This window comes from Enterococcus sp. 10F3_DIV0382, assembly GCF_002140245.1.
In the GTDB taxonomy this organism is placed as follows: Bacteria; Bacillota; Bacilli; order Lactobacillales; family Enterococcaceae; genus Enterococcus_B; species Enterococcus_B lactis.
Window position 1 is genome coordinate 226,552 of the sequence record NZ_NGMF01000001.1, and the last position, 13,085, is coordinate 239,636.

Annotated in this window: 11 protein-coding genes; 3 read left to right on the forward strand and 8 right to left on the reverse strand. The window is 39.2% G+C overall.

What is annotated here, in order from left to right:
• Nucleotides 1-835 precede the first annotated feature (835 nt).
• The 3 genes from A5849_RS01105 to serS all read left to right on the forward strand — a co-directional run bounded on the left by A5849_RS01105 (nt 836) and on the right by serS (nt 4,285).
• Complete coding sequence (locus tag A5849_RS01105; protein ID WP_002295268.1) at nt 836-1,525, forward strand: response regulator transcription factor; 690 nt, start codon at nt 836-838, stop codon at nt 1,523-1,525.
• Complete coding sequence (locus A5849_RS01110; RefSeq protein WP_002309915.1) at nt 1,512-2,720, forward strand: cell wall metabolism sensor histidine kinase WalK; 1,209 nt, start codon at nt 1,512-1,514, stop codon at nt 2,718-2,720. Before A5849_RS01105 ends, A5849_RS01110 begins: the two co-directional genes overlap by 14 nt.
• Before the next feature lie 293 nt (nt 2,721-3,013).
• The gene (serS, locus tag A5849_RS01115; protein WP_002315470.1) at nt 3,014-4,285 is read left to right on the forward strand and encodes a serine--tRNA ligase; all 1,272 of its coding nucleotides are present in this window, start codon (nt 3,014-3,016) and stop codon (nt 4,283-4,285) included.
• Nucleotides 4,286-4,595: 310 nt separating this feature from the next.
• Here the strand turns inward: serS and guaB are convergent, their stop codons facing one another.
• The 8 genes from guaB to mnmG form a co-directional block, all read right to left on the reverse strand.
• A complete protein-coding gene (gene guaB, locus A5849_RS01125) occupies nt 4,596-6,080 on the reverse strand; it encodes an IMP dehydrogenase (protein ID WP_002293341.1) in 1,485 nt (494 codons plus the stop codon).
• 383 nt (nt 6,081-6,463) lie between these two features.
• Nucleotides 6,464-7,159: a DUF1129 domain-containing protein gene (locus A5849_RS01130; protein WP_002293104.1), complete on the reverse strand. Its 696-nt coding sequence runs from the start codon at nt 7,157-7,159 to the stop codon at nt 6,464-6,466.
• A gap of 89 nt (nt 7,160-7,248) precedes the next feature.
• Nucleotides 7,249-8,349, reverse strand: a complete 1,101-nt coding sequence (gene ychF / locus A5849_RS01135) for a redox-regulated ATPase YchF (RefSeq protein ID WP_002293105.1) — start codon at nt 8,347-8,349, stop codon at nt 7,249-7,251.
• 8 nt (nt 8,350-8,357) lie between these two features.
• A complete protein-coding gene (locus A5849_RS01140) occupies nt 8,358-8,549 on the reverse strand; it encodes a DUF951 domain-containing protein (RefSeq protein ID WP_002293106.1) in 192 nt (63 codons plus the stop codon).
• 20 nt (nt 8,550-8,569) lie between these two features.
• Complete coding sequence (locus A5849_RS01145) at nt 8,570-9,460, reverse strand: ParB/RepB/Spo0J family partition protein (RefSeq protein WP_002293107.1); 891 nt, start codon at nt 9,458-9,460, stop codon at nt 8,570-8,572.
• Nucleotides 9,447-10,214: a ParA family protein gene (locus tag A5849_RS01150; RefSeq protein WP_002293108.1), complete on the reverse strand. Its 768-nt coding sequence runs from the start codon at nt 10,212-10,214 to the stop codon at nt 9,447-9,449. Before A5849_RS01150 ends, A5849_RS01145 begins: the two co-directional genes overlap by 14 nt.
• A gap of 11 nt (nt 10,215-10,225) precedes the next feature.
• On the reverse strand, nt 10,226-10,939 hold the full coding sequence (gene rsmG, locus A5849_RS01155; RefSeq protein ID WP_002309910.1) for a 16S rRNA (guanine(527)-N(7))-methyltransferase RsmG: 714 nt from the start codon (nt 10,937-10,939) through the stop codon (nt 10,226-10,228).
• Nucleotides 10,940-11,172: 233 nt separating this feature from the next.
• Nucleotides 11,173-13,074: a tRNA uridine-5-carboxymethylaminomethyl(34) synthesis enzyme MnmG gene (gene mnmG / locus A5849_RS01160; RefSeq protein ID WP_002309909.1), complete on the reverse strand. Its 1,902-nt coding sequence runs from the start codon at nt 13,072-13,074 to the stop codon at nt 11,173-11,175.
• Between the last annotated feature and the right edge of the window lie 11 nt (nt 13,075-13,085).

The following is a 13,085-nucleotide window of genomic DNA, read 5'->3' on the forward strand; positions in this document are numbered from 1 at the left end:
GTGGAGCAAGCTCCGGTGGAAAAAGAAGCGTACGACTTGCATGTATTAGGCACGCCGCCAGCGTTCGTCCTGAGCCAGGATCAAACTCTCATAAAAAGTTCGAACAATCTTACGATTGTTAAGCTCAATTTGTTTGCTAGCATATTGCTTGCTTGTTAAAAATGTTTGTTGTCTTGAATTGAATCAAGACGCCCTACACATTTGGTTTGTCTTACTTTGTTCAGTTTTCAAAGGTCTACTTCATCGGAAATGTTTTTCCGATTTATTTTGGCTGCCGTAGCAACTTTTATATCATATCAGAGTGGCAAGTGATTGTCAACTCTTTTTTAAAAGTTTTTTTCGATTTCGTTTTTTGAAATCTTTCAGCAACTCATTTATCATAACTTGTCGTTTGTTATTTGTCAAGAACTTTTTTGAAGTTTTTTTCAATAGAATCAACCTTCGCAAGCTGTTCTTTTTTAACGACTCAGTTATCTTATCATGTCACTATCAACATGTCAATAACTTATTTTTTATTATTTTAAGTTATTGGTGTTCTTTTGAACAAATAATAATATATCAACATCACATACGAAAGTCAATAAGAAAATGCTTATTTATCAACATTTCCAGCTTATATGATCGTTAGTTAGTTCTGCTCCTTTTTTGTTCGTCTTTATAACCTTAAAAAACGAAAAATCCTTTTATTTTCAGTTTAACGTTCATGTTTTTGTCCTATTTATGAGGACCAAATCTCTCACCTTCTAAAATTTTCCTTAACAAAGTGCTGCTTTTATCTATTTCTGCTTTTTTTTGCTAGAATAATAGTAACAATATGACTCTGGAGGATTTATTTATGAAAATTTTGATTGCTGACGACGATAAAGAAATCGTTGAATTATTAAGTATCTATGTTCACAATGAAGGCTATGAAGCAGTAAAAGCTTATGATGGGAAAGAAGCATTATCTAAAATCAGAACAATCCCTGATATTGAATTACTTATTTTAGATATCATGATGCCAGAGATGGACGGGATGCAAGTAGTGAAAGAGCTACGAAAAGAATCTCAAATCCCAATCATTATGCTGACAGCAAAAACTACTGATATGGATAAGATCAAAGGACTGGTGGCTGGTGCAGATGATTATGTAACCAAACCGTTTAATCCATTAGAAGTAATGGCTAGAGTAAAGTCTCTATTACGACGTACAAAAATGCAGATCGCCCCAGATCAGCCTGATGTATTAGAAGTAAATGCATTAATCATCAACAAAGACTCTCATGAAGTTAAAACAATTGATGGGAAAGAAATCCAGTTAACAGCTTTGGAATTCGGTATCCTCTACTTACTTGCTAGTCATCCTAATCGAGTATTTAGCGCAGATGAAATTTTTGAGCGTGTTTGGAAACAAGAAAGTATTGTCTCTGCTAAAACTGTCATGGTTCATGTTAGCCATTTAAGAGATAAGATCGAAGAAGCAACTGGTGGTGAAAAAGTCATTCAAACCGTTTGGGGAGTGGGCTATAAAATTGACGCAAGATAGTAAACGAGCAACTGAAAAACGCCGTCGGATCAACTTGACTTCAAAAGAAATCAGCGAATTGTTAGCGGAAGGAATCATCACGATCATCCTTTTACTTCTATTAAATGTTTCTATTTTGGTTGTTATCAGTTCGGTAATTAATAGTTCACCTTCTTTAACGAATGCTATTTGGGATTCAAAGAATATTTTTGCGGAACGATTGAACACTGATTTATTTTGGAACGGTCGAAACTTTATTATTCCCTTTTTCTTTCTATTAGATATCGGTGTTTTGTATTGGCGTTTGATTCGAAGATATCGCCAAATGCAATTACGACATATCATCAGTGAACTTCATTACATCGCAAATGGAAATTATGATCATCGTATCCCTTTTGAACTTAGTGGTGACTTAAGCCGAGTTGTAACAAGTATCAATGGATTGGTAGATAGCACAGTAGCAGCGATTGAAGACGAACGTAAAATCGAGAAATCAAAAGATGAATTGATCACAAATGTTAGTCACGATATCCGTACCCCACTTACTTCTATCATTGGATATCTAGGATTGATAGAAGATGGTCAGTATCACTCAGAAGAAGATCTTTTAAAGTATACACATACCGCTTATATTAAAGCAAAGCAGATGAAATCTTTAGTGGACGACTTATTTGAATACACTAAGGTACGCCAGCCTGCTGTCCCAGTAAATTTTTCTGCCTTTGATATGATCCAGTTGATCGAACAGTTAGCAGCTGATTTTGAGTTGGAAGCTTCTAAAAAAAATATCCAAATACTTGTGCAGTCAAAAGTAGATTCCCTTATCATGGATGGCGATACAGAAAAACTTGTACGTGTCTTCAATAATCTTTTGACGAATGCGTTGAAATATGGAAAAGGAGCAACGAAAATCGTGATCGAAGTAGAACGTGTCGGTTCAGAAGTTGTTGCAACGGTCAAAAATAATGGAGCAATGATCCCACAACAGGCAATCGATAATCTATTCGATCGCTTTTATCGTGTAGAAGAATCTCGGTCACAAGCAACTGGAGGAACTGGGCTTGGTTTAGCAATCGCTCAAAGTATTGTGGCTTTACATGGTGGCTACATTTATGCAAAATCAGATAAGCAATGGACTTCTTTCATCATGCACCTTCCAATCAAGAAAAATGAAAAATTACCTATTGATGCACAGGAAGTTATTGACGAAAGCTGAAATATTCGCTATTCTTATTACAATTATTAGAATAAATGAAAAACACAGAACCCAGTACACTTTATTCTTTTTCAGAGAGCTGATGGCAGGTGCAAATCAGCAAAGGGTAATTTGGAAGTTCCAGTTCGTTTACGTGCCCTTTCGAAATAAGAAAGGTCGGTTCAACAGCCGTTATGTGTTCAACAAGTGCAGCTTATGCTGAACTTGGGTGGTACCGCGAATTTCAGACTGATTCGTCCCAAGAATAAGGGGATGGATCAGTCTTTTTTTATTTTCAAAAAGGAGGAAATCATATGTTAGATGTAAAAATGATGCGACAAAATATCGAAGAAGTACAAGAAAAATTGATGACTCGGGGCGTTAAAAAAGAAACATTAGCTGAATTCATGGAACTAGATGAAAACCGCCGCAAATTACTAGTCAAAAGTGAAGAATTGAAAAAATATCGAAATGACGTTTCTGCTGAGATCGCTCAATTGAAGCGTGCAAAAGAAGATGCTTCTGCTAAAATCGCTGAAATGAAAGAAGTTGGTGGCAACATCAAAGCATTGGATACTGAAATTGCTGAAGTAGATGAAAAATTGAAACAAATTGCCACTACTTTGCCAAACCTTCCCCATGATTCTGTGCCAGTTGGATCAGACGAAGAGGACAATGTAGAAATCCGTCGTTGGAGCGAACCACGTACATTTGCTTTTGAGCCAAAACCACACTGGGAAATTGCAGAAAATCTGGATATTTTAGACTTTGAACGTGGCGCAAAAGTAGCCGGTAGCCGTTTTGTTTATTATAAAGGGTTGGGCGCTCGATTAGAACGTGCAGTCTACAACTTCATGCTTGATCAGCATATTTACGAACACGGCTATACTGAAATGATCACTCCTTATATCGTCAACAGTAAAGCGATGTTTGGTACAGGACAATTTCCAAAATTCAAAGAAGATGTTTTCCAATTGGAGAATACTGATTTAACATTGATTCCGACAGCTGAAGTCCCATTGACTAACTATTATAATGATGAAATTTTAGATGGTGCGGATTTACCTGTTTATTTCACTGCACTAAGTCCTGCTTTTCGTTCTGAAGCTGGAAGTGCCGGTCGGGATACTCGAGGACTGATCCGACTTCACCAATTCAATAAAGTAGAAATGGTCAAATTCTCGGATGCAGAACATTCTTACGAAGAATTGGAAAAAATGACAGCTGATGCAGAAGATATATTGAAAAAACTGCATTTGCCTTATCGTGTAATGGCCTTATCAACTGGAGACATGGGCTTTTCTGCAGCTAAAACTTATGATTTAGAAGTATGGATTCCTGCACAAGATACTTATCGTGAAATCAGTTCTTGTTCTAACTGTGAAGATTTCCAAGCACGCCGCGCCATGATTCGTTATCGCGATAATGATGGAAAAATCCACTACGCTCATACTTTGAATGGTTCAGGACTTGCGGTTGGCCGTACAGTAGCTGCCATTTTGGAGAACTACCAAAATGAAGATGGTTCTGTCACAGTTCCAGAAGCGCTCGTTCCTTATATGGGTAATCTGAAAGTTATTAAATAAAGAGGTTGTGAAAAAGCTGTCCTGCATCAAGTAATAAGAACTGCCAAACAAAAATAGCTCCTCTGATTTTTCGTTTGGTTGGGCTTATTACCGCAGATGCAAGCTTTTGAACACCGTTTATCGAAAGGTTGTGAAATCAGCGTCCTGGCCTGAGTATTAGAGAAAAAAATGGAAAAATAGCTCCTCATATTTTGCCGTTTTTTGAGCTAATACCGAGGGCCAGCTGATTGAACACCGTTTAAAAAGGAACATTGTTTACTTAAAAAAAGAGTGGTGACACAACATGTGTCACCACTCTTTTTTAGTATTTTTAAGATTCAACTGAATAGTTTGGTGCTTCTTTCGTGATTTGTACATCATGAGGGTGTGATTCTTTTAATCCACTGCCGCTCATTTGGATGAATTGCGCTTCATCACGTAATTGCTGTAAATTGGCTGCCCCAACATAACCCATTCCTGAACGCAACCCGCCGATCATTTGGAAAATAATGTCTGCAACACTTCCTTTGTAAGCAACTCGACCTTCGATTCCTTCTGGTACTAATTTATTTGCTTCATTGACACTACCTTGGAAGTAACGGTCTTTTGAACCTTTTTCCATCGCGCCTAATGACCCCATACCTCGGTATGTTTTGAATCGTCGTCCTTGGAAGATTTCGAATTCACCTGGTGATTCATCTGTCCCCGCCAACATGCTGCCTAACATAACTGCATGTCCGCCGGCAGCTAATGCTTTGACGATGTCACCAGAGTACTTGATTCCTCCGTCTGCAATAATCGCTTTGCCATATTGACGAGCAACTGATGCTGCATCATAGATAGCTGTGAGCTGAGGTACACCTACACCGGCTACCACACGTGTCGTACAAATCGATCCTGGTCCGATACCGACTTTTACGACATCCACCCCTGCATCATATAAAGCTTTTGTCGCTTCAGCCGTCGCAACGTTCCCAGCAATCAATGTTGCATCTGCAAAAGTTGAACGGATTTCTTGGATTTTTCGGATTACACCTGCACTATGTCCATGAGCTGTATCGATGATGATTGCATCTACCCCTGCTTCTAATAAAGCATTCGCACGCTCGAATGTATCGCTTGTTACACCAACGGCTGCTGCTACAAGTAATCGACCATGTTCATCTTTTGCTGCATTTGGAAATTCGATCACTTTCTCGATATCTTTGATTGTGATCAATCCGCTTAAACGACCTTCGTTATCAACGATTGGTAATTTTTCGATTTTATGTTTTTGCAAAATCTTTTCTGCATCTTTTAGAGAGGTACCTACTGGGGCAGTCACTAAGTTGTCTTTTGTCATCACATCAGCAATGGGCATGTGGTAATCTGTTACAAAACGCATGTCGCGGTTTGTAATGATCCCTACCAATTTTCTGTTTTCAAGTGTTTCAACGATTGGCACACCGCTGATACGGTATTTGCTCATCAATTCTTCTGCATCTGCTACAAGATGCTGTGGTGTTAAGAAGAACGGATCAATGATGACACCACTTTCAGAACGTTTGACTTTTCTTACTTCATCCGCTTGCTGGCTGATCGTCATGTTTTTATGGATCACACCTAATCCGCCTTGTCTTGCCATAGCGATGGCCATCTTGCTGTCGGTAACGGTATCCATACTTGCACTGATGATTGGAATATTCAACTTAATATTTTTAGCTAATTGTACGCTCATATCCACTTCGTTTGGTAACACGTGACTTTCTGCTGGTATCAATAAGACATCATCAAAAGTAAATCCTTTTTTCGTGAACTTTGTTTCCCAGTTGGACATTTTTAGTACCACTCCTCTAATTTAGTTTATCTATTAAAATAATTGATTTTTTCATTTAAGTCAATGATCTACATGGAATCAAATTAGCTTTCTCATAGAATACCAATATAAACCGCTTACATATGTGTGTATGCTAAATGAGGTTGTGAAAAAGCCACTTAGTTTCGAGTATTAATAAAAATTTTGTGAAAATGACTTTCCATATTTTTGCATAGATTTGGCTTAATACCGATAAACTGGCTTTTGAAGACCGTTTATTTACAAATAGGGACTGTGACAAGAATTTTGTCACAGTCCCTTGCTGTTATTTAACTATGGATAAACGGAATAAGGTCCTTTACTACCTCTTAATATTTAGTAAAGCTACTGCTCTGCTTTCTGGTTTATCTTCTTGGAACGGATAAACTTCCAATGATCCCATACTTTTTCTTCAAGTAGTAACGGACGGCTAAAGCTGCTGCTCCGATGATGATAACTACTATCGGATCTAATACTGGGTTGATAACTGGTGGCAATAGCGTTGTCGCAGAAAACAGCACGACCCAAAGAAGTGTCGTTCCACCTAGGATAAGCAATGTTTTACCCATTCCTGGTTTCTTGCTTCGATCTGCTCCTGGGTATTCATACTGATAGATGTACTTGTACATCATATAAAAGACCCAGCCACCGATTGCAGAACCTAGAACGAGTGTAGAGAATCCATAAGCTGGCGTTGTTCCACGTGAAAACAATCCGGTAATCGCGATCATGATACTTAATAGACCAAGCAGTAATAACGTATTATCCAACCACATCAATAAAGGGGTCGATGTATTTTGTATTTCTGCTGGTTTATTGATGATTGCTTCCGTTCTTTCAGAGACTGTCCCGAACAATTGGCGAGCTGTTTTTCCGCCTTTTTGTTCTGCAACTAAAGTGGGCAGAATGTCATGAAGGGCTTTTACTTTTTCTTCTTCAGACAAATTCGCTGCTTCTAAAGATTTTTTCAAATCAAAAATGTACTGTTGATTTCTTTTGGTTAATTTTGTTTCTAAACTATTGTTTTCTTTTACGATTTCTCGTAATTGTTCTGGTTCCATTATCTAATAGTCCTCCTTAGCCGTTCCTTTTCTCAACGGTCGTCACAAAAGACATTCTACCATATTCTACAGCTAGTTTGATAGCCCTTTTACACATTAAAGCGGAATAACATTACATCGCCGTCTTGTACGACATAATCTTTTCCTTCTAATCGAACACGTCCAGCTTCTTTTGCTGCATGCATGTTTCCATAATGATCCAAGTCTTCAAAAGAGACAGTTTCCGCACGAATAAATCCACGTTCGAAATCTGAATGGATGATTCCTGCTGCTTGTGGCGCTTTGATTCCTTTTTTGAATGTCCAAGCACGTACTTCTTGTTCCCCAGCAGTAAAGTAAGTAGCTAAGCCTAACAAATCGTAAGCGGCACGGATCAACTGATCCAAACCTGATTCTTCGATTCCTAAAGCTTCTAGAAATTCCGCTTTGTCTTCTTCATCTAATTCTGCGATTTCTTCTTCTGCACGAGCGCTGACCACGATTACTTCTGCATTTTCTTCTGCAGCAAAGTTGCGCACTTCTTGTACATAATGATTCGCGTCTGCATCTGCCACATCATCTTCTGACACATTTGCTACGTAAAGAATCGGTTTTGTCGTCAATAAGAATAGTGATTTAACGATTTTTTGTTCTTCTTCTGTGAATTCGATCGTTCGAGCAGATTTTCCTTCTTCCAGTACAGGTTTGATTTTGTCCAATACAGCTAGCTCTGCCACTGCATCTTTATCTTTGGTTTTAGCAACTTTTGCTACACGAGTATAGCGTTTGTTGATAGATTCCAAGTCTGCTAACACTAGTTCCAAGTTGATTGTATCAATATCTTCTAGTGGATCGACGCGTCCTTCTACGTGAGTGATATTATCATCATCAAAACAGCGTACAACGTGACAAATAGCATCTACTTGGCGGATATGGCTTAAGAATTGATTCCCCAAACCTTCTCCTTTACTTGCGCCTTTTACGATCCCAGCAATATCTGTAAATTCAAAAGTCGTCGGAACAGTTTTTTTCGGATGTACAAGTTCTGTTAAGCGTTGCAGACGCCAGTCAGGTACTTCTACCATCCCTACGTTAGGGTCGATCGTCGCAAAGGGATAGTTTGCTGCTTCTGCTCCTGCTTTTGTGATCGCATTAAACAAAGTTGATTTTCCTACGTTGGGCAACCCAACAATTCCAGCAGTCAATGCCATAAATTTATTCACTCTTTCTCTGCATTTTTTTCAATTACTTTTTTTAATTTCTTTTCAAAATCTCGACGGGTCATCATGACGATATGTCCGCAATTCATACATCTGATTTTGATATCTGCGCCCATTCGAATGACTTCCCAGCGGTTCGTCTGGCAAGCGTGAGGTTTTTTCATTTCAACGATATCGTGCAAGTCGTACATAAAAATAGCCTCCTTTTTGTTTATTCTTCATCAAATTGAATATTCAAGATATCAAGAATTCGTGTCAAATCTTTTTGAGAAAGGTATTCGATCTCGATCTTACCTTTCCCGTTTTTTTCTTGGATAGCTACGCTCGTACCGAATTTATCCATCAAACGATCTTCGCTTTCTCGGATATAATATGGTTTTTCCTTTGCTAGCCTTGGGATTTTTTTCTTTTCTTTTCCATCGTTTTGATTTAACTCAGAAACGATCTGTTCCAGTTGGCGGACAGTTAAATTTTCAGTTACTGCACGATTGGCTAATTTCAAGATCAATGATTTGTTTTTCAAGCCTAACAGCGTACGAGCTTGTCCCATAGATAAACGTTGATCTTGCACCATTTCCTTAACAAGATCTGGTAAAGAAAGCAAGCGCAAATAATTGGCGATATAAGGTCTGCTCTTTCCTAAACGACTAGCCACTTCTGCTTGTGTCAGTTTCAGATTTTTCATCAGCATTTCATACGCTTCTGCTTCTTCTAATGGATTCAGATCTTCCCGTTGCAAGTTTTCCAACACGGCTACTTGCATCATTGCTTCTTCGTCAAAGTCTCTGACAATAGCAGGGATCGTTTCTTTTTCAGCTAGTTTGGACGCTCGAAAACGTCTTTCCCCTGCGATGATCTCATATCCTTTTACTGCAGAACGGCGTACGATGATTGGTTGGAAGACGCCTGATTGTTCAATAGAATTAGCTAGTTCTTGCAAAGATACTTCTTCAAATGTCTTACGCGGCTGATACGGATTTGGACGCAGCTCATTCAATGGCAACTGGACCACAGTATCATCTTTTACATCCACCGTCTCTAAGTTTTCTAAATCTTGGAACAATGCATCGATTCCTCGGCCTAATCCTTTACTTTTCTTCACGACTTACCACTTCCTTTGCCAATGCTTGGTAGACTTCAGCTCCCCGAGAACGTGGATCGTAGTCGATGATCGGTTTTCCATGACTAGGTGCTTCTGATAAACGAATATTTCTTGGGATGATTGTTTCATAGACTTTTTCGCGGAAGTATTTGCGTACTTCTTCTACGACTTCATTTCCCAGATTTGTTCGTGCATCATACATGGTCAGCAAGACACCTTCTATTTCTAATTCTGGATTGAAGTGCTTTTGAACTAAACGAACCGTATTCAGTAATTGGCTTAATCCTTCCAATGCGTAATATTCACACTGAACAGGTATCAAAATCGAATCACTTGCTGTAAATGAATTGATTGTCAAATGGCCAAGAGAAGGCGGACAGTCGATCAAGATATAATCATACTGGCTGCTGACTTCTGCTAAAGATCCTTTTAATCTTGATTCTCTTGCCATCATTGATGTCAATTCGATCTCTGCTCCTGCTAATTGGAGAGTCGCAGGCACAATACTCAAATTTTCGTGTTCAGTGATCAAAGTCGCCTCATCAATTGGCAATTCATTGACTAGAACGTCATAGATGTCTTTTGTCACATCGGGTTTTCTGATCCCGACACCACTGGTAGCATTTCCTTGGGCATCCATATCCACTAGCAATACTTTTTTGCCAAGGCTGGCAAGACAAGCACCTAGATTTACCGTCGTCGTTGTTTTGCCGACGCCACCTTTTTGGTTCGCAACAGATATTATTTGTGCCATCTCTTCTCCTCCTATTTGATTGGCTGCTTATTAGGCAGACCGGGCTTTCTTGGGTATTTCTTTGGGGTTATTTTCTTTTTTTGAATAACGATAATATGCCGTTGGTCAGAGACATTCGGCAAGGTAACTGCCTCTTCTTTGAGGAATTTACCACCTAATAAAGCAATCGCTTGTTTTGCTTCTGTCAGTTCCTCTTCACTTTTTGCTGCTTTCAATGCATAAAAATAGCCTTCTTGTTTAGCCAAGGGCAAACATAATTCTGCTAACACATTCAAACGAGCAACTGCACGAGCAGTGACAAGGTCAAATGATGCACGAAATTGAGGATTTTGTCCAAATGTTTCTGCCCGGTCATGATATAAGGAAGCATCGATTCCTAATAATCGAGTTAGTTCAGACAAGAAGGTTATTCGTTTATTCAGAGAATCAACAATCGTTATCTGCAATTCAGGAAAGGCAATTTTTAAAGGTATGCTAGGAAACCCTGCTCCTGAACCGACATCGCATAAAGATAAAGGTTGCGTAAAGTCTACTTCAAATGCTAATGTAAGCGAATCGTAAAAATGCTTCAGGTATACGTCTTTTTCATCCGTAATAGCTGTAAGATTCATTTTTTCGTTCCATTCGACTAATGTCCGATAATAGATAGCAAATTGATCCATTTGATGATCGGTAAGCTCTATCCCTTTTTCTGCCAAAGATTGGCGAAATTCTTCTGGTATCATAATTATTCCTTTCATTGTGAAACAGCAATTGTTTCACAGATTCTCTCCTTACTTTAACGCAAAATCCCAAGACATGCAATCCTTCCATATGGATTCTTAAAAATTTGAAAAGTAAGAAAAGTCGATAGATTTTTTCTTTCTATTATGGCACTTATAAAATACACATAGAAGAGAGAACTAGCTTTGAGCAATTTCTGCAAAAACTGGTTCTCTCTTCTATTTATTATTACGTATTACGCTGGTTCACTGACTTTCGCAATCTTCCCTTGTTCGATGTAGACCATTAAGATGCTTAGATCTGCAGGATTTACCCCGCTGATCCGGCTAGCTTGGGCAATCGTTTCTGGTTGGATTTTCTGCAATTTTTGTTTTGCTTCTGTTGCTAATCCGTTGATTGCTGCGTAGTCGATGTTTTCTGGAATCTTTTTCGCTTCCATGCGTTTTAATTTTTCTACTTTTTCCATGGCTTTTTTGATGTAGCCTTCATATTTGATTTGGATTTCTACTTGTTCGATTTCTTTTGGTGTCAATTCTTCATTCTCTGGGATAAACCGTAGAAGATCTGCATAAGTAATCTCAGGGCGTCTTAAAAAGTCGCTTGCTAGTACGCCATCTTTTAGAGGTGCCGCATTAATCGTCGCTAAAAAGGCTTGAACTTCTTCTGTTGGTTTGATCCGTACATTCATCAAACGTTTGATTTCTTGTTCAACTGCTTCTTTTTTCTTCAAATAAGCCTTGTATTGGTCTTCTTTTACTAAGCCCACACGGTGGCCCATTTCTGTCAATCGCAAATCTGCATTATCATGACGTAAAAGCAGACGGTATTCAGCACGTGAAGTCAGCAAACGGTAAGGTTCGTTCGTTCCTTTTGTCACCAAATCATCGATCATGACACCGATGTAACCGTCACTTCGTTTGATTACTAAAGGTTCTTTTCCTTGAACTTTCAAAGCTGCATTGATACCAGCAATCAGCCCTTGTCCAGCCGCTTCTTCATACCCGCTTGTACCATTTGTTTGTCCAGCTGTATAAAGATTTTCAACGACTTTAGTTTCTAATGTCGGACGGAGCTGGTGTGGTTCTACTACGTCATATTCGATAGCATATCCTGTACGCATCATTTCTACTTTTTCCAAACCGGCGATGGAATGAAGCATGTCGACTTGGACATCTTCTGGTAAAGAAGTAGATAACCCTTGAACATAGACTTCTTCTGTGTTCAAGCCTTCTGGTTCTAAAAATAGTTGGTGACGTGGTTTGTCTGCAAAACGCACGATCTTATCTTCGATGGATGGACAATAGCGAGCACCTACCCCTTCAACGATCCCTGTAAACATTGGGGCACGATGTAAGTTGTCTCGAATGATTTGGTGAGTCGTCTCACCTGTATAGGTTAGCCAGCAAGATTCCTGATCTAGTTTATAGGCACTATCTGGTGTGCTGAAACTAAAATGATTCGGCTCTTTGTCACCAGGTTGTTCTTCTGTAACAGAATAATCGATCGTACTTGATTTTACTCGAGGCGGCGTTCCTGTTTTGAACCGTTCGATAGCAAAGCCAAGTTCTTTTAGATGATTCGCTAGTCCAATAGAAGGTTGAGAGTTATTCGGACCTGATGAATATTTCAATTCACCGATAATGATTTCTCCGCGAAGTGCTGTTCCGGCTGTAATAACAACTGCTTTTGCCCGGTAGCTCGCTCCTGTGGAAGTCACTACACCATGACAAATACCATCTTCGACGATCAGTTCTTCGACGATTCCTTGTCTTAGCGTCAAATTTGGTTCTTTTTCGATCGTATGTTTCATTTGTGTTGAATAAGCATGTTTGTCTGCTTGTGCTCGCAATGCTCGGACAGCTGGGCCTTTTCCTGTGTTCAACATACGCATTTGGATATAGGTTTTATCGATATTCTTACCCATTTCTCCACCTAGCGCATCGATTTCTCGAACAACAACGCCTTTAGCTGGTCCGCCTACAGAAGGATTACATGGCATGAATGCTACCATATCCAAATTTATTGTCAGTAATAACGTTTTCGAGCCCATACGTGCAGCAGCAAGTGCAGCTTCTGAACCAGCATGTCCTGCGCCGACAACGATCACGTCATACGCATCTGCTTCATAATGTTTCAATCGTTTGTTCC

Coding starts and splice junctions, on each gene's coding strand:
- A5849_RS01105 (WP_002295268.1), top strand. CDS start 836: ATGAAAATTTTGATTGCTGACGACGATAAAGAAATCGTTGAATTATTA.
- serS (WP_002315470.1), top strand. CDS start 3,014: ATGTTAGATGTAAAAATGATGCGACAAAATATCGAAGAAGTACAAGAA.
- guaB (WP_002293341.1), bottom strand. CDS start 6,080: ATGTCCAACTGGGAAACAAAGTTCACGAAAAAAGGATTTACTTTTGAT.
- A5849_RS01130 (WP_002293104.1), bottom strand. CDS start 7,159: ATGGAACCAGAACAATTACGAGAAATCGTAAAAGAAAACAATAGTTTA.
- ychF (WP_002293105.1), bottom strand. CDS start 8,349: ATGGCATTGACTGCTGGAATTGTTGGGTTGCCCAACGTAGGAAAATCA.
- A5849_RS01140 (WP_002293106.1), bottom strand. CDS start 8,549: ATGTACGACTTGCACGATATCGTTGAAATGAAAAAACCTCACGCTTGC.
- A5849_RS01150 (WP_002293108.1), bottom strand. CDS start 10,214: ATGGCACAAATAATATCTGTTGCGAACCAAAAAGGTGGCGTCGGCAAA.
- rsmG (WP_002309910.1), bottom strand. CDS start 10,939: ATGATACCAGAAGAATTTCGCCAATCTTTGGCAGAAAAAGGGATAGAG.